The sequence below is a fragment of the Streptomyces sp. NBC_01390 genome, from assembly GCF_045040105.1.
Lineage (GTDB): Bacteria > Actinomycetota > Actinomycetes > Streptomycetales > Streptomycetaceae > Streptomyces.
The window spans coordinates 4,021,694-4,041,471 of the sequence record NZ_CP109551.1 but is presented as its reverse complement, the minus strand read 5'-3'; the positions used below and the strand labels follow the sequence as shown (position 1 = coordinate 4,041,471).

Below are 19,778 nucleotides of genomic sequence, written 5' to 3'. Positions count from 1 at the left end.
TGCGGCTCACGAGGCTCACACGTGAGCCTCGGCCGGCGGGCGCCGACGCCCCTGGTGCCGTGTCAGCCCGGTGAGGATCCCGAACCCGTGGACCGGGCCCGCGCTGGCCGTGTTCGGCATGTACGTCGTGCACATCGGCCCCCCGCTGTCCGCCACGACCGGCGTCGCCGGCTGGATCGGGTACCTGGCGGACGGCCACTCGTCGGTCCTGTTCGCCACCCTCGCCGCTGCCGCCTACGGCATGTCCCAGCTGCTCGCCGGCTCGGGTGCGTTGCGGAGCACGGCGGAAGGTGGGCCGTCGTCCGGCGGCTCCGGTTCGATGCCACTCGACAGCGTATGACCGCCGGCGAGAGGGCGGCGAGCACGATGCCGGGCATCGAGTGTTCGGCTTTGCCTGTCCCGGTCAGCGCACGGACGGAGTCGACCGTGACGAACGCGGCGAGGGCAAAGAAGTCGACAGCGATGATCCGTAGCGTGCGCTTTTCCCGGGCCTCTCGGGTGGCGTGGTCGCGGGCGGAGAAACTGCCAGGCGACGGCTGCGGCGGAGGAGACCTCGATGCCTGAGTCGAGGCCGAAGCCGATCAGCGCCGTGGAGGAGGCGAGGGTGCCCGCGGTGAGGGCGACGATCGCTTCGATGGTGTTGCAGGCGATGGTCGCGGCAACCAGCAGGGATATCCGGCGGGTCAGTTCAGAAATTTATGGATTATGGGTGGGCGGGGGCGAGCCGGTGTTCTTCGCTCGCCCCCGCCCCTGGACTGGTTCGGTCAGACCACGGCAGGTTCGGGGTCAGCGGCGACGGGTGCCAGACGGCCGCCACGGTGCAGCCCGTACAGGGATCCGGCGCAGGCCATCCCCAGGACGAGCAGCGCCAGCCACGGCAGTGCGGACATGCCGGCCGCCCGGGCGGTGTCCAGGGCCGCTCCGGTGGCCAGGTTGCCCAACGTGATGCCGATGCCGCAGATGGTGTTGTAGAGCCCGTAGTGGGTGGCGACGAGGCGGTCGCCGGAGAGCCGGACGATCGTGTCCATCTCGAACGGGTACGCGATCATCGTGCCCAGCGCCAGCAGCAGTGCGGCCAGGATCGGCGGCACGGCGGCGAGCAGCCGGCGCCCGATTCCCTCATCCGGTACGGGCAGGGCCGTCACCGCGAGCAGCGGCACGAACGCGAGGCCCATGCTCAACAGCCCCCAGGCCAGGGCCTGTCCGGGTTCCAGCCGCGCCTTGCACCACGCGGTCACCCGGGTCTGGCCGAAGATCGTGGCAAGCCCTGAGGCGGCGAACAGCAGCGCCACGGCCGCGGTCCCGAACTCCCCGTCGCCGCCGAGGCGCCGCACCTCCAGCGGAAGCGCCAGATAGACCTGGAAGGTCAGGACGTACGAGCCGATCATGGCCGTGGCGAAGAGCAGGAACGCGCGGTTGCGCAGGATGCCCCGCCACTGCGTCAGCACACTCTTCTTCTCACCCGTTTCCGTGTCCTTGGTCCGGTCCGCCCGGCGGGCCGGCAGCGACCGGATCTGTACGACGCTCAGCAGCGCGAAGATCGCCGCTGAGACGAGGCAGGTGATGCGGAAGTCGAAGCCGGTCAGCAGCATCCCCACCAGTGGGCCGAGCAGGATGCCCGCCTGGTAGAAGACGTTGAACAGGGCGAAGGCCTCGACGCGGCGCTCTCCGGCGTCGGCCGCGAGGTAGGCCCGTACGGCCGGGTTGAACAGTGCTCCCGCGAAGCCGGTGGCAGCTGAGGCGGCGAGCAGCCCCGGGACCGAGTCGACCAGGCCGAGCGCGGCGAAGCCGACGGTGCGCAGGACGCATCCGGCGACGATCAGCGGCTTGTAGCCGAGCCGGTCGGCGAGGGTGCCGCCGACGAGGAACATGCCCTGCTGGCTGAAGTTCCGTACGCCCAGGACGAGTCCGACCAGCCAGCCGGCCAGGCCGAGGGTGCCGGACAGGTGGGCGGCCAGGTACGGCATGAGCATGTAGAAGCCGAGGTTGATGGTGAACTGGTTCACCAGGAGCAGTTGGACGCTCCGCTCGTAGGAGCGGATCTGCGTGAGCATCGCCTTCACTTCTCGCTGCCCTCCGCACCGGCTGTCTCGGCCATCAGGGAGAGCGGGTCGCTCACCGTCGCGCAGCGGGTCCAGCGGGTGACCTCCTTCTCGTCGGGGCGGCCGACGACCTCCGGCTCGGCTGCCGGTGTCATGCCCAGCAGCCCGTGTTCGGCGCAGTACTGGTCGTCGTACACGGTCTCCAGATATCGCTGCGGTCCGTCGGGGAAGATCGCCAGGATGCGGGTGCTCACGGGGTTCGTACGGGCGAGCCAGCCGGCCACGAGCGCGACCGCGCCGACGCTCCAGCCGCCCGTGGCGTAGTGCGAAGCGGCCAACTGCCTGCAGGCCCAGACCGATTCGCCGGGTGCCACCCAGTGCACCTCGCTGAAGTTCTCGTAGGCGACGTTGCGTGGGTAGATGCTGGAGCCGAGGCCGCGCATGAGGCGGGGCCGGGCGGGCTGGCCGAAGATGGTCGAGCCGACGGTGTCGACGCCCACCAGCCGCATGCCGGGGTACAGCTGGCGCAGGACGCGCGAGATGCCGGCCGAGTGGCCTCCGGTGCCGACGCTGCAGACGAGGACGTCGATGTGGCCCAGCTGGGAGGCGAGTTCGAGGGCGAGCGGGGTGTAGGCGGCGACGTTGTCGGGGTTGTTGTACTGGTCGGGGCACCAGGCACCGGGGCTCCGAGCCAGCAGTTCGGCGACACGCTCGCGGCGCGCCTCCTGCCAGCCCCCGGTCGGATGCGGCTCGGTCACCATGTCGACGGTCGCCCCGTAGGCGGCGAGCAGACGGTTCATCGACGGTTCGAGGCCCGGGTCGGTGACGAGCGTGACGGGGTGGCCGTAGACCATCCCGGCCAGGGCGAGGCCGAGGCCGAGAGTGCCGCTGGTCGATTCGACGATCGGACGGCCGGGCTGCAACTCACCGCGGGTCCGGGCCCGTTCGACCATGTGCAGGGCCGGGCGATCCTTGATTCCGCCGGGGTTGAAGCCTTCGAGCTTGGCCCAGAACCCGCGCTCGGGCGGAGTGAAGGGCTGGGAGACGTGCAGGACGGGGGTGTTGCCGACGAGCCCTTGGAGGGTGGAGCCGGCGGGGGTGAAGTCACTCGTGGTCAGGGAGTGCATGTCTTTTCTTCGCTCTCGTTCGGTAGGGACGCGTGCGGATGCTCGTCGCGTGCGGCGCACAAGGCGCGACGCGCGGCAGGTCGGCCGAGGCCGACCTGCGGGCGGCACCTATATGCGCCACCGGCAGAGGGCGGCGAGAGCGGACCGGCCGCCGCTTTGCGGCAGTCTTCGCGCGGCATCGGCGAGTTCGGTCGAGGAGCTGTCCGTCGTGTCCGTCGGTGGCGACGTGGTGACGGCGGGCGGCGGGACATGAGCCGACGACTGCGGGAGCGCGACGGTCACGCCGCGGAAGCCGAAGCAGCGGTCCGGGGACTCGGGTGCGCCGAGGATCTCGCCGTCGGGATTGCCCTCGGGACTGCCTTCGGGCAGGGGCGCTTCACTCGACGTGACGGCTAAACGGCCGTATGGCTGCTCCGGGCCGTGGAGCCGGTCGCCGAGACACGCCAGCAGCAGGAACAGCAGGGCGTACAGCGTGCTCCGGGCAAGCCGGCTCCTGCGGAGCGAACGCACCCGTGAGACACGGGCGCTGGGGATGAAAAGGGTAGGCGGCACACGTCCTCCGCGCGGCTGCTGCCCTCGCCGGAACACTCTCTCGGCAGGGACAGAGATCAGTGGGGGGTGATGGGAGAAGTCGTCGACCATCGCCGCGCCGCACTGTGGAACGCCGTGCGCAGGGGGTCAGACGCCGTGAACCGGTCGCGGAGGGGAAGGACGGCCACGGCCTTGGGCCGAGTCCGAGAAGTCCTCTGGAGACGTCAACCGGTCCGGGAAGCCTGACCTAGATTCGAAGAACCGCCGAGTCCGCCGCATGCGCTGTCGGGGCCATCGCATCTCGTGCCGCGGAGTGGCGGGGCTGCACCCGCCGGGGCGCGGCGCCGCCGTCACCTGTCTTCGCATACAGCGGAGACAGGCAGGGCACAGCCACAGCGGGGCCCTGGGGAGGTTGTCCGAGCGCGCAGTCCTCGCCGGTGTGCTGCTGCCCATGGCCGTCGTGATGGCCGGCCGGTCGCTCGTCCGCGGGCTGCGCCGAGGTGGCACTCGCAACGCGTTCGACTTCGGCAGTGGGCTCGAAATGAGCGCCGGAAGCCGAGACACTCCCGTCGGCCGCGAGATGACTCACCGTCGCATCGGGGCTGACGGCATGCGTATACAGCAGACCGCAGAGGAACAGGCCCAGCCCCAGCACGCGCCACAGAACCGCTGATGAGCGGTTCCACTGCGCGCCGGAAGGAGACCAGGCCGTAATCACGCCGTGATCCTAACCCTGCGCGGCAGCCCTGGCATTCCGGGCTGAGGCAACAGCGCGTGAACAAGCCACATGCCGACACCGCCACCACCCCATAGGCCCAATCCCATGGAAAGGCCGGGCACTTCACGGATCGCAAACGGTCCGATCCGCCCTCTGCGGGGACATGGAAAACGGTGTGGCCGACGGCGATCCATCCTGGGCACGGACCATCAGCCTCTTGCCTCTCAGGCACGGAAGAACCCGGTGGCCCGTAGCCGGACAGGGCAGGCGCCTACTATGGCCTTGCGTATTCGGCGGCGAAAAGGGAGTCGGGGCCATGCGGCGGCTGGGGGAACTCGAGGCAGAGATCATGGATCGTTTCTGGACGTGGAACCGTCCGGCGACGGTGCGCGAGATAGTGGACGACATCAACAGGATCCGCCCCGTCGCGTACACCACGGTGATGACCGTCACCAACATCCTTTACGGCAAGGGCTGGCTGCTGCGCGGCAAGCACGGCCGGGCCTGGCTGTACTCGCCGGTCCGCAGCCGCGAGGCGTACGCCGCCGCACTCATGGAGGACGGTTTGGGACAGAGCAAGGACCGCCCGACCGCACTCGTCCACTTCGTCGAGAACATGTCCGAGGAAGAGGTGGCCGCCCTGCGCAGGGCCCTGCGGAATGTGAACCGGCAGGCGAAGGCGGAGTCGTGAACGCGGCTCCGGCGCTGGTCGGATACACGGCAGCAGTCGGCTTCGTCGCTCCCCGACTCCTGCTGCGCAGCGGCTGGCCGCACCGGGCTCCGGCGCTGGCGGCGGCGGTGTGGCACGCCCTGGCGGTTTCGTTCTCCATCGGAGTCGCGCTCTCCGCGGCCAGCCTGGCCGCGCCGACGGAGCACCTGCACGCGGGACTGGTGGGCCTGCTGCACACCTGCGGGCTGACCGTCGGCGCGGGGCAGCCCGACGCCGATCTGGCGGATCGCCTGGCCGTCGGCCTCCCCGCCGTGATCGGGGTCGCCCTCGTCGCGAGCTTCGCCTTTCACGTCGTTCGCGCCCATCGAGCGCGCGCAGAGCACCGGGAAGCTGTTGACCTGGTCGGTCGCCGCTCGGCCCGGTTGTGCGCCACCGTGCTGCCGTACGACACTCCCGCCGCCTACTGTCTCCCCGGCCGCCACGCCCGGATCGTGATCAGCGACGCGGCCGTACGCCGGCTGACCCCGGAGCAGCTCGGCGCCGTACTGGAGCATGAGCAGGCCCATATCGCGGGTCGGCACCACCTGGTCCTGGCCACCGCGGAGGCGTTCCACTCGGTCTTCCGGCGGGTGCCACTGGCCCGCCACGCGCGGGAGCAGACCGCGTTGCTGCTGGAGATGGTCGCGGACGACCGGGCGCTGCGCAGCCACTCCCACGAGGCCCTGGCCACCGCGATGTACGAGATGGCCGCGGCCCGCACCCCGAAGGGCGCGCTGGCGGCGGGCGGTCCGAACGCTCTCATCCGCCTGAAGCGGGTCCTCGGTCCGCGCAAGGCTCCGCACCCCGCCCTGTGGGGCTCGGTCGCCGCGGCTGCCCTGGCGGTGCCTTTGCTGCCGCTCCTGGTCGCCTGCCCGCCCGGCCTCGGCTGAACATTCCCGGTGAGGCCCGCGTAGTCGGGACTCGCTTGCGAGGAGATCTACGAATCTACTAAGTTTTTACTCGCCTGCCCCGGCCGTTGCCGCGGCACTGATCCGACGGTCACAGCCCGTCGCTCGGTCCACAGACGCGCTAAGGAGTCCCCCCACGATGGGAACGCACCGCCGGCCGAAGCCGCCCAGCCGCGCCCGGATAGCCACCCTCGGCATGGCGGCCGGCGCGGTCGGTCTCCTTCCGGCGCAGAGCCAGGCGGCGCCGAACCCCTCGGTTGACGGGGTGCGCGAGCAGGTGGAGGAGCTCTACGAGGAGGCCGAGGCCCCCACCGAGGAGTACAACAGCGTCCTGGAGAAGCAGCGGAAGCTGCAGCGCGAAGTCGACAGCGCGCAGGACCGACTGGCCCGCAAGCAGCAGGAGATCAACGAACTGCGCGAGAAGATGGGCCCGTTGGCAGCTGAGCAGTATCGCACCGGCGCCATTGACCCCACTGTGCGGCTGTTCCTCTCCAGTGATCCGGACGACTACCTCGACAAGGCGCAGACGCTCGGCCGCACCAGTGACCGGCAGGCCGCCGCTCTACGGGCGTTGGAGGGCAAGCAGCGGGAGCTCGCCCAGGAACGCGCCGGCGCCGCGGAGCGGCTGAAGTCCCTGCGAGAGACGCGCATGAAGGCCAAGGAGAAGAAGGACGAGGTCCAGGCCAAACTCACCGAGGCGCGCGAGCTCCTGAACAGCCTGACCGCCGCGCAGCGAGCCCGGATGGAAGCCGCCCAGGAGCGCGAGGACGCCGCCGCCGGCTCCAGTGACGCACCCTCGAGCTACAACGGTCCGGCCAGCGGTCGCGCGAAGGCGGCCATCGAGTTCGCGTACGCCCAGCTCGGCAAACCGTACGAATGGGGTTCGACCGGCCCCGACTCCTACGACTGCTCGGGCCTGGTGGGCGCGGCCTGGCGCTCGGCGGGCGTCTCCCTGCCCCGCACCGTCAAGCAGATGTACGACGCCGGGCGCAAGGTTTCCCAGGCGGACCTGCAGCCCGGCGACATCATCTACTGGTACAACGACACCCAGCACAACGGCATCTACATCGGCGACGGCAAGGCCATCCACGCCCCGCGCACCGGCAAGAACATCGAGATCACCCAGGTGAGCTACATGCCGTTCTACACCGCGAGCAGGCCCTGAGCGTCGAGGCCCTGGCGAGCGACCTGAGCTGAGCCGGTTCGGCGGTGCCTCGCCGACGTGAGCGCCGCCGATGGTCAAGACTCTGTCATGTGCCACCAGTGGCTGAACGGGCCCGACGCTACCCGACGTACTAAGGAAGTAAGTAGAACGACTTCCGCCGAAGGGAAACTCCGTGTTCCGGCAACGCATCGTCCTCACTGCGGCCGCAGGGCTCGCCTCCACGCTCCTGCTGGCCGCCTGCGGCTCCTCGACGGACACCGCCTCCGACACGAGCCCCGGGAACGCCGCTCCCGTGGCCACGGCCAGCTCGGATCCCGCGACGTCCGCACCGGCTGACGGTGGTGACTCCGGCAGCGGGGACATGGCCACGACCACCATGCTGATGGCCAAGGAGATTCAGGGCATGGGGAGCGTCGTCACCGACGACAAGGGAATGACGCTCTACCGCTCCGACATGGACCAGGCAACCCCGTCCATGTCGATGTGTACCGGCGACTGCGCGAAGACCTGGATGCCGGTCATGGCGCAGGACTCCGTTCAGGCCATGGGTGTCGAGGAGAGCCTCCTCGGCTCGGTCGACCGCTCGGACGGCATGAAGCAGCTCACGCTCGGCGGCTGGCCGCTGTATCGGTACATGGGCGACACGAAGGCCGGGCAGATGAACGGCCAGGCCAAGGAAAAGATGTGGTACGCCGTCACCCCGTCCGGCAAGAAGTCCACCATGGCGGGCTGAGCGGAGTTTCGCGGCCGTCGGCGCCGTCGGCGCCGTCGCAGGGCGGTGTCAGCGACCGTCGGGCCGGGACGGCGGGGACCGCCTTGACTGCGTGGCGATGCCGTGTCCGCGACTCGCGCTGCCTGACAGTCACGAGTACTACTAGGCACCTAAGAGTCTTAGGGGGCGAGGTCGGGGCGTTCGGGACACCGCTCACGGACGTGCCCACCGAAACCGGCGGGCCCGTCCGTGAGGCGTACGGAACCTCAGGCCTTGTAGGCGACGTTCGCCATCATCCCGGCCTCGCCGTGGTACGCGTTGTGGCAGTGCAGCATCCACTGGCCCGGGTTGTCGGCGTCGAAGAAGACGGACAGCCTCTTCTTCGGCAGCACGATCGCGGTGTCCTTGCGCGGCCCCGAGTCACCGAGCTGGTACGTGTGACCGTGCAGGTGCATCGGGTGCCACATGTCGGTGTCGTTGAAGAAGTCCAGCCGCACGCGCCGGCCCTCTTCGACGACGATGGGGCTCGCCTCGGGATTCCTCATGTCGAACGGCGTGCCGTTGATGGCCCAGTTGTACTTGCCCATGCCGCCGGTCAGCCTGATCTGGTGCGTGATGTCGGTCCTGGCCGACTTCAGACGCACGCCGTCGGTGGCGCGCAGCTGGGACGCCGCCATGATCATGCCGTTGAGTTCCTCCGGGCGGACCGTCGCGGACGGCTTGCCGCCCGAGCCCGTGCGTACCAGAGCCAGGCCGTTCGCGTTCTTGCCCTCGGCCAGGGCGACCAGCGGGAAGACCCCGTCGCCCAGGGTGACGAGGACGTCGTACCGTTCGCCCATGCCGACGAGCAGGGCGTCCACCTCTTCGTGCTGGACCGGGAAGCCGTCGGTGTGGGTGATGGTCAACTTGTGTCCGCCGAGGGCGACCCGGTAGGCGGTGTCGCCACCCGCGTTGATGATGCGCAGCCGCACCTTGTCGCCTGGCTTGCCGGTGTAGACGTCCGGGTCGGTGGCGACCCGGCCGTTGATCAGGTGGTGCGGGTACCTCACGTCGCCTGCGTCGCCGCCGAGCAGTTCGCTCTCGGAGCCCGTGAGCATGAACTGCGTCGGCATTCCGTCGGACGAGGCGGAGGCGGAGGCGGAGGCGGACGGGGACGCCGAGTCGCCACCCATGTCCATCCCGCCCATGTCTCCCATGTCGTCACTGTCCGAGCTGCCGGAGCTTGAGCCGGTGCCCATGTGCATGCCGCCCATGCCCTGCTTGAGCTCGGCGAAGACCTCGTCAGGGGTGCCGGTGACGCCATCGACCCAGTCGTCGAGCAGGACGACCCACTCGCTGTCGTAGTCGAGGGTCTCCTTGGGGTCTTCGACGATCAGCGGTGCGTACAGGCCGCGGTCGAGCTGGACGCCGACGTGCGGGTGGAAGAAGTACGTGCCGGGGGTGTCGGCGATGAATTCGTAGGTGTAGGTGGAGCCGGCCCGGACGGCGGTCTGGACCGCAGGCGGTACGCCGTCCATGTCGTTGCGCAGTGCGATGCCGTGCCAGTGGATGGACGTGGTGGTCTTGTTCGGGAGCTGGTTGGACAGTTCGGCGACCAGGGTGTCCCCGACGGAGAGGCGGACCTCCTTGCCCGGGGTGCGGCCGTCGAAGGCCCAGGTCCTGGGCATGACGCCGCCGCCCAGGTCGATCATGGCGGGCGCCGCGGTCAGGGTGAGTTTCTGCTGCCGTCCCGTGCTCTTGCGCTTCTTCTCGGCGGCGGCGACCGCCGAGCCGGAGGGGTTGATCAGAGCGTTGGCGCTGCCGGAGCCGCTCTCACTGCTGCACGCGGCGAGCGCGCCGACGCCGGCGGCTCCCAGTCCGGCGAGCAGGACGGAGCGACGGTTGATGCTGGGCATGGGGTTGTGTCCTCTGGTCTCGTAACTGCCGATGTGGTCACGGAGGGACGGCACATCACGCGCCGTCCGGCGCGGCCTATCTGCGCAGTTGCGAGAGGACGTACAGGTCGGGCGGGGCGCGGCCGACAGTACTGGCGGGTGCGCGACCTGCCGCGGCCTCACGAAGATCCGCGAACAGCTTGGACTCGTTCTCGGCGGGGACGGCGAGCTGTACGGAGTCCACACTCGCCGCTGCGCAGTGCTGCATGCCCGGTGTCGCACAACCGCCGATGTCGACGGTGTTCGGCGAGGAGGGTTCCCAGGAGGCAGGCGTCCCCTTATCCGGTATGACGTGGCCGGTATGCGCGGCACCCGTCATGAGTGAGGCGCCCATGGCGGACATGGACGAGGCGTCCATCGTGGACGAAGCACCCGGCACAGGGGCAGTGCGCATCGCGGCAGTCTCGTGATGGACGAGCACGGCCAGCGCGGCGCACAGGGCGACGAACACCCCGTACACCCAGCGGACGGTCGTACCGCCGCCGCGAGCTGTCCGTATCGTCATGGGCTCACCTGTCATGTGCCTTCGCCGAAGTCGCCACTATACCCCCGATGGGTATGTGGGGGTCGGCCGACTGATGCGGTGCCTACCTGGCCGGCAGCCCTCCGCACGAGTGCGGACCTGTGAGGCGGATGTTGACGCCGGCCAAGTGGTTCTACGACCAGGTCAACCTCGGCGACCCGGTCACAGTCGTCGACTCCGTCGACACCGTGGCCACCAACAACGGCTACGGGGACTGGAACGTCGACTGGGCCGCATGGAAGAAGGGCAGCGCCCTGGACTGACCACACCGGTTTCCCTATACCCCTAGGGGGTATATTCTCGCCGCATCGGCCATCACCGACCATGAAGGCAGGCGGGACCATGAACCGGCTCATCACCGCGGCGGCCGGCGGGCTGCTGGCGCTGTTCGCGATGTACTGGGACGACTCGCTCCACACGGCCCTCTACTCCCGAAGCTGACGCGAAGTGACAAGTAGCTCTCTGTAGCCGATGTGACGGCCTGTTGTCCCGGTTTCCATGGATGTGACACAGGGCGCCGACCGCCGGAACTGGATCAGGTTCCCGCAGGTCGCCCTGTCTCAGAAGCTGGTGTCATAAGTCTTGGTCAAAACCCTCGTCACGGCGTCAAGTTATGGGACAGTCGCGGGATGGATCTTGCGTACTGCCGTGTGAGCACGACCGCTCAGGACCTCGACCGGCAGATCGACGCGGTCCGAGATGCGGGCGTCGCCGAGGAACACATCTACGTCGACAAGCGCACCGGCGCGAACATGGACCGCGAGGGACTGAAAGCCATCCTCGGCTTCGCCCGCCCTGGGGACCGGATCAACGTCCTCACCCTGGACCGGCTGGGCCGCAACATGCGCGAAACCCTCAACCTCGTGCACGACCTCACCGAGCGCGGCGTCTTCCTGCGCACGCTCGGCGACAAACTCGCCGTCGACACCAGCGAACCGGGGCCAGGAACGGACATGGCCATCGCGCTGCTGGCGATGTTCGCGCAGATGGAACGGATCTACATGCTGGAGCGCGCCGCCGGCGCCCGCGCCTCCAAAGAGGCCCGCGGTCTGCCGACCGGCCGCCCCGCGAAACTCAACGCGACCACCCGCGCCGGAGCCGCCCAACGGATCAAGGACGGCGCGATCCCCGAACAAGTCGCCGCCGAACTCGGCGTCAGCCGCTCCACGCTCTACCGGGAACTGCGCAAGCACCGCGAAGGAGCCACTGCCGAACCCGTCGGGCAGGAAGGCTGATCAGCGAGCCAGACGACATCCGCGCAGGCCAGCGATATTCGTTGTTTTTTCGGCGATTACTACGGGGACCCCTACAAGGCAGCCAAGTTGGCCGCCGGTGCCGCCCCGGGAGGACCGGCGTTCCTGCCCGTCGACCAGTGGGGCAACCAGGGCATCGCGCGCCTGTCTCCGGACGGCGTCGGCCGGGCGCTCGCACGCTGCGCGAAGTACGCAGGCCTGACCGGGCGCCGGATCACCGGGCACTCCGCCCGTCGCGGTCTGGTCACCACCGGGCGCAAGAGGGGCAAGCGCGCCGAGAAGCTGCGCCTCCAGGGCGGCTGGTCGCCCAACAGCCCGGTGTTCTGGGAGTACGTGGACGAGGGTGAGGCGTTCGAGGACGCCGTGACCGAGGGGCTCGGCCTGTGACCGCGACGCCCGCCACGAAGGAGAGGACCGGAAACCAATGACCGACCCCGCCAAGCCCGCCGCGTCCGGCGAGCCGACCCCCGCTGAGCTCCGCGCCCTGCTGGCCGAGGCGACTGTCCTCCAAGGGCGCATCAATGACATCCAGCAGCGGCTGAGAGCCAGCGAGGAGACCCAGTACACCGCCTTCCGCCTGGACGACGCCGCCGGATGGGTCGCGCAGGCCGGACGGGCACTCGGCGCCACCGCAAGCGACCTCGCCCGTACGCGGGCCGCCCGCGACCCGATCCTGTGCGACATCCCCTGGGGGGTGTGCCCGGTGCACGGCAACACGCTGCGCGGAACCGGCGGCCGCACCTGGTGCACCGACCCGACCTGCGGCAGGTCCTGGGGCCGCGGGTGGCCGTCAGTCGACGGAAGCCATGACGTTGAGCATCCTGCGGTTGATCTCCTGCGCGTGGTCGATCCGCGGTCCATGGCCCGTGCTGGAGAGGTTCGGGGAGCGGGTCTCCGCCCGTGTGCGGACCGCCGGGGACGGCGCCGGTCCGTGAAACGACGGTGGAGGCGCTGCTGATGGCGGCCCTGCCGACGGACGACGAGAGCCGCACCTTCCACCACCTCTACACCTCGTACGCCGTTCTGGCCGTGACCGACCGGGCGCTCGCGGACCAGCCCTTCATCAGGCGGAAGAAGCAGGTCATCTGAACCGAATCCTCCGCGCCGGTGACGCGGCTGGTGACGGACGGCCGCACACCCCGGTCGAGCCGATCTCATCACCGAGGCGTAGCCATCATGCATGCGCGTGGCCACCGCCGGCGGCTTGTCGGCCCTAAAAGTCCAAGCCCCGTGACAACAACGGCAGATGACGCTCATACAGGGCCGCGAGGTCCTCCTTTCCATCGCCCTCCACCCAGTGCCGTACGAGCGTGGTGAACACGGCGATGATGGCCGCTGCCGCACATCTGACCTCGAGGTCGGTCGGCTCACGACCGGTGCGTTCGGCGATGATGGCGGCGATGGCGTCCTCGCTGCGCTGCTGTTCGGCGACGTTGCGGGCCCGGATCGCGGGATCGTTGAAGGTGAGGCGGCTGCGCAGCAGAAGGTCTTCTCGGTCCTGCTGGAGCATCTGGCCCATAGGGCCCTTCAGGCAGTTGACGATCGCGTCCACGATGGGCTCGTCGGCCGGTCTGCCGCGCAGGGCCTCGGCGAGTGCGGGGTCGTACTCGTCCTGGATGACCACGTCCTCCTTGGTCGGGAAGTACCGGAAGAACGTGCTCGACGAGACCTCTGCCGCCTCCGCGATCTGGTCGACCGTGGTCGCCTCGTACCCGTGCTCGGCGAAGAGGCGGTAGGCCTCGCGCCGGATGCGCTCGCGGGTCTTCTGCTTCTTGCGCTCCCGCAGACCGAGGGGCGCGGCGGAGGTCTCGTGCATCGTCATGCCACCGATTCTGCGTGCTGGGCGGTGGACCGGGCCACCGTCCGGGAGCAGGTGGAGCGGCCCGGCATGAAGAGCGCGGCCAGGACGGCGGCCAGCAGGGCGATCACCCCGCAGGCCACGAGCACCAGGTCCATGCCGTGTACGAAGGCCTGGTGGGCGTGGGCCGCAAGGCCCGGGTCGTGCAGTCGGGCGGCTACCGCGTCGGCGCCGGAGACCGAGTCGCGGGCCGCGTGCGCCGCGGGGCCGGGCAGGCCGTCGGTGTGCACGCGGGCCAGATAGCCGTAGCCCAGCAGGCTGCCGAGGCCGGCGACGCCGAGGACCGAGCCGAGCTGCGGGACGGTCTCCAGAAGGCTGGTTCCCGAGCCTGTGTTGCCCTCGGGCAGTGAGCCCATCACGAGGCTGGTCGCCGGTACGACCGCGAGGCCGAAGCCGAGGCCGGTCAGCGCGAGCCACAGCGCGGTGAAGGCGTAGCCGTCGGAGGTGTCGGTGGTGGCGCCGAGCAGAACGCCCGCGGCCATCACCAGCATGCCCAACGGAACGACCGTACGGGCGCCGAGGCGCGGTACGACCGATTCGCTCGCCGTGGCCGCCGCCATCAGGCCGCCGATCAGGGGCAGGACGCGGATGCCGGTGCCGAAGGAGTCGTTGCCGAGGACGGCCTCGAGGTACTGCGGGACGACGAACAGGATGCCCATCACCGCGAAGTTGACGAAGACTGCGATCAACGTGCCCCACAGGAAACGCCGGTCGGCGAAGAGCTTCAGGTCGACGATCGGGTGCGCGGTACGGCGCTCGCGCAGGACGAAGCCGGTCAGCAGGACGACTGCCGCGACGAGGGAGGCAAGGGCCGGGGCGGACGTCCAGCCGTCTGCGGGGATCACGATCGTGCCGTAGACGAGCGCGACGATTCCGAGGCCGCCGAGGACGGTGCCGAGGGCGTCGAACGGGGCGGTGGTCGTGCGGTGTTCGTCGCGCGGCAGCAGCCACAGGCCGGCGAGCAGGGCCAGGACGGCGACCGGCAGGTTGAACAGGAACACCGAGCCCCACCAGAAGTGGTCGAGCAGCCAGCCGCCGACGACCGGCCCGACCGGCATGCCGAGCGCGGTGGCCGCGGTCCAGACGGCGATCGCCTTGGGCAGTTCGTCCTTGGCGAAGACGCGCGGAAGGATCGCCATCGACAGCGGCATGATCGCGGCGGCCCCGAGGCCCAGGACGGCCCGGGCCGCGATGACCTGGGCGGGTGAGCCGGCGAGCGCGCCGCCCAGCGAGGCGAGCCCGAAGAGGGTGATGCCCGACAGCAGCAGGCGCTTGTGGCCGTAGCGGTCGCCGAGCAGGCCGACCGGGAGCATCGCGACGGACAGGGCGAGCAGGTAGCCACCGCCGATCCACTGCAACTGGGAGCTGTCGGCGCCGAGTTGGCCCGCGATGGTGGGCAGGGCGACGTTGATGACGGTGCCGTCGAGGCCGACGATCAGCACGCTCAGGGTGAGCGCGGCAAGGGCGAGCCAGCGGCGGGGGGACGGGCTCGGAGCGAGTGCGGTCATGTGGACCTCCACTAGGAAGCAGCCTATAGCGAGAGACTACTCCCAAATGGGAGTGCACTGTCAATATATAACTGGCTAGCGAATGGGAGTCGACTGTCATAATGTGCCGTCCGGGCATGACTGCGAGGCGAGCGAGCCGAAAGGAGGGCCGACCACCGGGTACAGGAGGCGAGTGTCGACGGCGTCTGAACTCCCGTGCGGGGACAGGGCGTTCGCGCGGACCACACCTCGTGGAGGGGCCCCGGGTCGTGTTGTACCGGGCAGTCAGCGCAGCCCGCATCGCGATGGCCGCCGAGTCCTCGCCCTCCGGCACAAGCGAAACCACCAGCGCGGCCGCACTCATCACCGCGGCCCGGGGCGCGACCTCCTCCACCGCCCGCCACAGTGCCGCCGCGTCCAGATCCGCGCCGTGGCTCTCGACCAGCTCCAGTTCCTCGAACAGCACCTTCGCCGCCCGCGCCAGGGTCCGCGACGCCTTCTCCAACTGGGGCAGCGTCGAGAGCCGTTCCTTGTCGGTGGCCCTCTTCGCCGTGCTGATCAGCCTCGTCGCCATCAGCACCGAGAACAGGTCTAGCGCCTCATCGATCGCCTTGGCCTCAAGGTGGCGCATCACCGCGGTGAGCATCGCCGTGCGCTTGGGCTCCGCGGCCCGCCCCAGACTCGCGGCCTTGGACCCCAGCCCGTACCGGGCCAGCACCGCCAGCCGGTTCGGCGGGATCTGGGACAGCTTCAACCGACCCAGCTGGAACGCACCGATCTCATCGACTCGCTCCAGCGACCGCGCGAACGCCGTACCCGTCGTCCTCGTCGGCGGCCGGCGCAGCCGCTCCAACTCCGAGTACCGGCCGCCCTCAGGAGTCACCAGCGTGGCCACCAGGTCCGCGGGCAGCGCCGGGTCCGCGCGGTGAGCCGCCCTGGCCACGGTGGCGTACAGCCGCTTCTCCGCGGTCGTGCGAACCTCCGATACCTGCCGGGCCAGCACCGAGACACCCGGCAGCAGCACCCGGTTCCGCCGCAACCAGCCCACCGCCTGGTTGAACAGTGCGACCGGCCCCTCCGCGTGCGTCCACGCCCGGCCGTGCAGAAATGTCCGGAACTTCCGCCCCCACTCCGCGTCTTCGTACGGGTGGTAGCCGTAGGCGTCCCGGATCTCCCACGCGTGCTCATATGCCGTCTTCGGCCGCTCGGTGCACCGCTTCGCGCACGAGGGGTCCTCGATGCCGAGTTGTACGGCCAAGGCCTCCTTGCGGGAGAGCGCGAACTCCTTGAGTGCCTCGACCGTGAGGGTCGTCAGCGGCACCGGATGCAGGCTGTGGCCGTCGAGCGAGCCGTCCTCCAGTGGAGAGGCGGTGTACCCGACCTTCCGCATCGCCCGTTCGGTGAACTCGTCCGTGTCGACGATGATCTCCGCGCCGCGCGGCACATCGGCGATGTTCGCCTTCAAAGCGGCCGGGTTCATGGCCACGAGCACGTTCGGCGCGTCGCCCGGAGTGAGGATGTCGTGGTCGGCGAAGTGCAGTTGGAAGGACGAAACACCTGGCAGGGTTCCGGCGGGGGCCCGGATCTCGGCGGGGAAGTTCGGCAGTGTCGACAGGTCGTTCCCGAAGGATGCCGTCTCCGAGGTGAAGCGGTCACCGGTGAGCTGCATACCGTCGCCGGAGTCTCCCGCGAACCTGATGACCACCCGGTCCAGACGCACGCTCTCCTTGGTGTTCGTCACTGAGCCCCGCCTCCCCTGTGCGTCGGCCCCGGTGCGGAGTCGGCGTACGGGCAGTGGCCGCGTCCACGTTCTCGGGCCTCGGAGTCGAGGTAGAAGTTGGGGCGCTGGTCGGCCTGGTCGTAGTAGCGGTGGAAGACCGGGGTGATGCCGCCGGAGACCGGGGGCACGATCCAGCTCCAGTCGGCCGGGACGGACCGGCCGGCGCGCTCCTCCTTCGCCACGTGCGTCAGGAAGCGGCGGGATTCGGTGTGGTGGTCGCTGATCTTCACGTCCGCCTCGGTGAAGGAGTGCAGGACGGCGACGTTGAGTTCGACCAGGGCGCGGTCGCGCCACAGAGTGGTCTCGCTGCCGGTGTCCAGCCCGAGGCGGGCGGCGATCAGCGGCAGCAGGTCGTACCGGTCCGCGTCGACGAAGTTGCGGGCGCCGATCTCGGTGCCCATGTACCAGCCGTTGAAGGGGGCCAGCGGGTAGTCGATGCCGCCGATGCGCAGCCGCATGTTGGAGATGGCGGGGACAGCGTGCCAGCGCAGTCCCAGGTCGGCGAACCACTCGTGTTCGGGGTGGCGCAGCGGGACTTCGAGCACGGCGTCGGTGGGAACGTCGAAGAGCTGGGGTTTGGTGTCGTGGGTGCTGATGACCAGGGGCAGGACGTCGAAGGGGCCGCCTGGGGCGTTCCAGCCCATCGTGCGGACGAGTTCGGTGAAGTCCACGTATGCGGGGTCGCCGACCGCGCTGCCGTCGCTCTGTCGGTATCCGGCGTACCGGATGAGCTGTTCGTTCCAGACCCGGGGGCCGGGGCCGGTGGGGTTGTCGGGGGCGAAGACGGAGATGGTGGGGCGGATGCGGCCGCCGTTGGTGGCCTCGCGCAGGTGCGCGATCAGGTGTTGGTGGATCCCCTCGGGTGTGGTGGCGTCGCGCCGGTCCAGGACGCGGAGGCTGTTCCAGTACAGGCGGCCGATGCAGCGGCTGCTGTTGCGCCAGGCCACGCGGGCGCCGAAGGCGAGTTCCTCGGAGGTGTGCCGGTAGGTGCCGGTCTCATGGATCTGCCGGCGGATCTCCAGCAGGCGGGTGAGGAGGGACTGCGGCTGGTCGGGGTGTTCACGGTGATGAAGGCGTACGAAGTCCTCGGCCTCGGCGAGGTCGGCCCGGCCCGTGTCGGTGGCGACGGGAGGCGGGGCAGGGCGGTCGTACAGGGATGTGGTGGCGGAACGGAGCTGCGCGAGGGGCTCCGTCAGGGTGTCGGAAGTGTTCATGGCCTCGTCCTCGGAAGGGGCAGGCGCAGCCCGGGGCGACGATGGGGAAGCGCGGCGGCGGACGGCCGACTCGCAGGGGTGTTGCGTGGGCGCCCGCGCCCCGTGACCGGATCCGGGGCACCGACGACAGGTCGCGGTTCCGGCACGAGGGTGGGCGCCCACGCGGCTGGAAGGGGCGGGCGGTCTCAGGCGGCGCGGCCGGAGGCGGCTGCCCTGTCGGACTGCCCGCCGCGGGGCAGGCGGGCGATGGAGGTACCGAACAGCTCGTCCCAGTACGGGGCGCTGATGCCGAACCCCCTGGTGTCGTCCCGGAAGTGATGGCGCATGTGGTACTCGCGCAGGGTGCGCAGCAGCCGGTTCCTGGGCTTGCCGTGGTGCAGGTAGAGATGGAACAGGTCGTAGGCGAGGTAGCCGACCGTGTAGCCGGCGCCGAAGGCCAGCGGCAGGCCGCCCAGCACGCTGGAGAGGTAGAAGGTCCCGCCGACCATGGGGATGCTGAGCAGCGGGCTGAGGATGGAACGGCGGGCGTCCTGGGGGTAGTCGTGGTGGACGCCGTGCAGGATGTAGTGGAGTTTGGCGCCGAAGCCGCGCTCGGGTTCGTAGTGCAGGATGATCCGGTGGCCCCAGTACTCCGAGAGGGTCCAGGCCGCGTATCCGGCCAGGCCCCAGCCGGCGAGCGACCAGCCGCCTCCGCTCGTGACAGCGAGCGCGGTGGCCGCCGCGGCGACCGGCGTGAAGAGGACGGACGTGGTGACCGGGTGGACGTGGATGAGCCGGTCCAGCAGGGCGCTGCCGGTGACGGAGGGGGCGTTGCCGCGTCGGACCGCGCCCTTGGCGGCCGAGGACTGCCCGGTGGTGGACCGCTTGGAGCGTCGAGGCCCGTTGGTGAAGGATCGTCGGGTCGGGGTGGTCACAGGGCCGCCTCCCGGCGCTTCGTGCTGTGGCCGAGCCGGGCCTCGTAGCCGGTGCGGGCCTGGAAGTCGGTGGTGCGCAGCAGCTGGTCGGCCTTGAGGAGACGGCCCATGGCGTCGCGCCACGACTGGGGCAGCAGGAAGAGGGAGCGGGTGACGGGGTTGGTCCAGCCGGGCACGTAGCGGTTGTAGACGGGGCGGCGTGCGGTGCGTACGACGGCCTTGGCGATGTCCTGCACGGTGAGCAGGGGGACGAAGCGGCCCTTGCCGACGCCCGAGGTCAGCTCCGTCTGGGCGGGAATGGGCAGGACGATCGACAGGTCCACGCCGGTGCCGCGCAGTTCGGCGCGTACGGCTTCGGAGAGGCCGACGACGCCGTGCTTGGCGGCCGAGTAGGTGGCGCAGCCGGGCAGGCCGACCATGCCGACGGCGGAGACCATGTTGATGATGTGGCCGTGGCCGCGCTCGCTCATCGGGGCGATGGCGGCCTTCATGCCGTTGAGGGTGCCGAGCAGGTTGACCTGGATCTGGTGGAGCGTGGCCTCGTCGGACTCGTGCTCCAGCCTGCTGACGATCATTTCGCCCGCGTTGTTGACGAGGATGTCGATCGGGCCGAGTTCTGCTTCGACCATCTTCCAGAACTGCTGGACGGAGGCCGGGACGGTCACGTCGAGCTGGTAGGCGCGAGCGCCGATGGCGTCGGCGACCTTGGCGGCGAAGTCGAGGTTGCGGGCGCCGATAGCGACCTTGGCGCCCTGGTGGATGAACAGTTCGGCGGTGGCGCGGCCGATGCCGCGGCTGCCGCCGGTGATGGCGACGACCTTGCCGGTGAGATTCCGGGACACGTGTCCTCCTGTGGTGGAACGGGGGTTGTTCTCGGTTTCTGAGCGTGCTGAGCGGGGCGGT

Annotated in this window: 19 protein-coding genes and 4 pseudogenes; 10 read left to right on the top strand and 13 right to left on the bottom strand. The window is 69.8% G+C overall.

Translation table 11 applies throughout. The features are described from left to right. Window positions 1-70: 70 nt before the first annotated feature. Window positions 71-340 carry a hypothetical protein gene (locus OG241_RS18035; RefSeq protein WP_405826904.1) on the top strand — a complete coding sequence of 90 codons (270 nt, stop codon included), beginning with the start codon at window positions 71-73 and terminating at the stop codon, window positions 338-340. Here OG241_RS18035 and OG241_RS18030 read toward each other — a convergent pair. The 4 genes and pseudogenes from OG241_RS18030 to OG241_RS18015 all read right to left on the bottom strand — a co-directional run. Then, a pseudogene (locus OG241_RS18030) lies at window positions 338-696 on the bottom strand (cation transporter); the annotation flags it as partial. The gene OG241_RS18035 and the pseudogene OG241_RS18030 sit on opposite strands and share 3 nt — an antisense overlap. Window positions 697-764: 68 nt before the next feature. Next, the gene (locus tag OG241_RS18025; protein WP_405816507.1) at window positions 765-2,063 is read right to left on the bottom strand and encodes an MDR family MFS transporter; all 1,299 of its coding nucleotides are present in this window, start codon (window positions 2,061-2,063) and stop codon (window positions 765-767) included. Then, window positions 2,060-3,169: a PLP-dependent cysteine synthase family protein gene (locus tag OG241_RS18020; RefSeq protein ID WP_405816506.1), complete on the bottom strand. Its 1,110-nt coding sequence runs from the start codon at window positions 3,167-3,169 to the stop codon at window positions 2,060-2,062. Before OG241_RS18020 ends, OG241_RS18025 begins: the two co-directional genes overlap by 4 nt. A gap of 108 nt (window positions 3,170-3,277) precedes the next feature. Continuing rightward, window positions 3,278-3,721, bottom strand: coding sequence for a hypothetical protein (locus tag OG241_RS18015; protein ID WP_405816504.1), 444 nt, complete (start codon window positions 3,719-3,721; stop codon window positions 3,278-3,280). Between the two features lie 391 nt (window positions 3,722-4,112). On the opposite strand from OG241_RS18015, the gene OG241_RS18010 reads away from it, so the two are divergent. The 5 genes from OG241_RS18010 to OG241_RS17990 all read left to right on the top strand — a co-directional run bounded on the left by OG241_RS18010 (window position 4,113) and on the right by OG241_RS17990 (window position 7,933). Then, on the top strand, window positions 4,113-4,373 hold the full coding sequence (locus OG241_RS18010) for a hypothetical protein (RefSeq protein ID WP_405816503.1): 261 nt from the start codon (window positions 4,113-4,115) through the stop codon (window positions 4,371-4,373). Window positions 4,374-4,734: 361 nt separating this feature from the next. Further along, window positions 4,735-5,109: a BlaI/MecI/CopY family transcriptional regulator gene (locus OG241_RS18005; RefSeq protein WP_405816501.1), complete on the top strand. Its 375-nt coding sequence runs from the start codon at window positions 4,735-4,737 to the stop codon at window positions 5,107-5,109. Further along, window positions 5,106-6,017 carry a M56 family metallopeptidase gene (locus OG241_RS18000; protein WP_405816500.1) on the top strand — a complete coding sequence of 304 codons (912 nt, stop codon included), beginning with the start codon at window positions 5,106-5,108 and terminating at the stop codon, window positions 6,015-6,017. Before OG241_RS18005 ends, OG241_RS18000 begins: the two co-directional genes overlap by 4 nt. Window positions 6,018-6,174: 157 nt before the next feature. Continuing rightward, complete coding sequence (locus tag OG241_RS17995) at window positions 6,175-7,200, top strand: NlpC/P60 family protein (protein ID WP_405816499.1); 1,026 nt, start codon at window positions 6,175-6,177, stop codon at window positions 7,198-7,200. Between the two features lie 172 nt (window positions 7,201-7,372). Further along, window positions 7,373-7,933, top strand: coding sequence for a hypothetical protein (locus OG241_RS17990; RefSeq protein ID WP_405816498.1), 561 nt, complete (start codon window positions 7,373-7,375; stop codon window positions 7,931-7,933). Between the two features lie 245 nt (window positions 7,934-8,178). Here the strand turns inward: OG241_RS17990 and OG241_RS17985 are convergent, their stop codons facing one another. Both OG241_RS17985 and OG241_RS17980 read right to left on the bottom strand, forming a co-directional pair. Next, entirely contained in the window at window positions 8,179-9,807 is a 1,629-nt protein-coding gene (locus tag OG241_RS17985; RefSeq protein WP_405816497.1) for a multicopper oxidase family protein, read from the bottom strand. A gap of 76 nt (window positions 9,808-9,883) precedes the next feature. Continuing rightward, window positions 9,884-10,351: a hypothetical protein gene (locus tag OG241_RS17980; RefSeq protein WP_405816495.1), complete on the bottom strand. Its 468-nt coding sequence runs from the start codon at window positions 10,349-10,351 to the stop codon at window positions 9,884-9,886. Window positions 10,352-10,479: 128 nt separating this feature from the next. Here OG241_RS17980 and OG241_RS17975 point away from each other — a divergent pair, with 128 nt between their 5' ends. The 4 genes and pseudogenes from OG241_RS17975 to OG241_RS17960 form a co-directional block, all read left to right on the top strand. After that, the gene (locus tag OG241_RS17975) at window positions 10,480-10,632 is read left to right on the top strand and encodes a hypothetical protein (protein ID WP_405816493.1); all 153 of its coding nucleotides are present in this window, start codon (window positions 10,480-10,482) and stop codon (window positions 10,630-10,632) included. Window positions 10,633-11,019: 387 nt separating this feature from the next. Next, window positions 11,020-11,604: a recombinase family protein gene (locus tag OG241_RS17970; protein WP_405816491.1), complete on the top strand. Its 585-nt coding sequence runs from the start codon at window positions 11,020-11,022 to the stop codon at window positions 11,602-11,604. Window positions 11,605-11,691: 87 nt separating this feature from the next. After that, a complete protein-coding gene (locus OG241_RS17965; protein ID WP_405816489.1) occupies window positions 11,692-12,009 on the top strand; it encodes a hypothetical protein in 318 nt (105 codons plus the stop codon). A 485-nt stretch (window positions 12,010-12,494) separates the two neighbouring features. Then, a pseudogene (locus OG241_RS17960) lies at window positions 12,495-12,690 on the top strand (TetR/AcrR family transcriptional regulator); the annotation flags it as partial. Window positions 12,691-12,835: 145 nt separating this feature from the next. Here OG241_RS17960 and OG241_RS17955 read toward each other — a convergent pair. The 7 genes and pseudogenes from OG241_RS17955 to OG241_RS17925 form a co-directional block, all read right to left on the bottom strand. After that, window positions 12,836-13,444: a TetR family transcriptional regulator gene (locus OG241_RS17955; protein ID WP_405826287.1), complete on the bottom strand. Its 609-nt coding sequence runs from the start codon at window positions 13,442-13,444 to the stop codon at window positions 12,836-12,838. Beyond that, a complete protein-coding gene (locus tag OG241_RS17950) occupies window positions 13,441-14,988 on the bottom strand; it encodes an MFS transporter (protein ID WP_405816488.1) in 1,548 nt (515 codons plus the stop codon). The genes OG241_RS17955 and OG241_RS17950 overlap by 4 nt, the downstream gene beginning before the upstream one ends. A gap of 241 nt (window positions 14,989-15,229) precedes the next feature. Then, window positions 15,230-16,231: pseudogene (locus OG241_RS17945) on the bottom strand (DUF4158 domain-containing protein); the annotation flags it as partial. Next, a pseudogene (locus OG241_RS17940) lies at window positions 16,226-16,708 on the bottom strand (2-oxoacid:acceptor oxidoreductase family protein); the annotation flags it as partial. The pseudogenes OG241_RS17945 and OG241_RS17940, both read right to left, overlap by 6 nt. Next, window positions 16,705-17,961, bottom strand: coding sequence for a nitric oxide synthase oxygenase (locus OG241_RS17935; protein ID WP_405816487.1), 1,257 nt, complete (start codon window positions 17,959-17,961; stop codon window positions 16,705-16,707). The gene OG241_RS17935 and the pseudogene OG241_RS17940, both read right to left, overlap by 4 nt. 185 nt (window positions 17,962-18,146) lie before the next feature. Continuing rightward, window positions 18,147-18,875 (bottom strand): sterol desaturase family protein, encoded by a 729-nt coding sequence (locus OG241_RS17930; RefSeq protein ID WP_405816486.1) that lies wholly within the window; start codon window positions 18,873-18,875, stop codon window positions 18,147-18,149. Further along, a complete protein-coding gene (locus tag OG241_RS17925) occupies window positions 18,872-19,717 on the bottom strand; it encodes an SDR family oxidoreductase (RefSeq protein WP_405816484.1) in 846 nt (281 codons plus the stop codon). Before OG241_RS17925 ends, OG241_RS17930 begins: the two co-directional genes overlap by 4 nt. Window positions 19,718-19,778: the final 61 nt, after the last annotated feature.

Excerpts from the sequence above, each read along its gene's own strand:
- OG241_RS18020 (WP_405816506.1), bottom strand. The coding sequence starts at position 3,169 with ATGCACTCCCTGACCACGAGTGACTTCACCCCCGCCGGCTCCACCCTC.
- OG241_RS18005 (WP_405816501.1), top strand. The coding sequence starts at position 4,735 with ATGCGGCGGCTGGGGGAACTCGAGGCAGAGATCATGGATCGTTTCTGG.
- OG241_RS17995 (WP_405816499.1), top strand. The coding sequence starts at position 6,175 with ATGGGAACGCACCGCCGGCCGAAGCCGCCCAGCCGCGCCCGGATAGCC.
- OG241_RS17985 (WP_405816497.1), bottom strand. The coding sequence starts at position 9,807 with ATGCCCAGCATCAACCGTCGCTCCGTCCTGCTCGCCGGACTGGGAGCC.
- OG241_RS17980 (WP_405816495.1), bottom strand. The coding sequence starts at position 10,351 with ATGACGATACGGACAGCTCGCGGCGGCGGTACGACCGTCCGCTGGGTG.
- OG241_RS17975 (WP_405816493.1), top strand. The coding sequence starts at position 10,480 with ATGTTGACGCCGGCCAAGTGGTTCTACGACCAGGTCAACCTCGGCGAC.
- OG241_RS17955 (WP_405826287.1), bottom strand. The coding sequence starts at position 13,444 with ATGACGATGCACGAGACCTCCGCCGCGCCCCTCGGTCTGCGGGAGCGC.
- OG241_RS17950 (WP_405816488.1), bottom strand. The coding sequence starts at position 14,988 with ATGACCGCACTCGCTCCGAGCCCGTCCCCCCGCCGCTGGCTCGCCCTT.
- OG241_RS17935 (WP_405816487.1), bottom strand. The coding sequence starts at position 17,961 with ATGAACACTTCCGACACCCTGACGGAGCCCCTCGCGCAGCTCCGTTCC.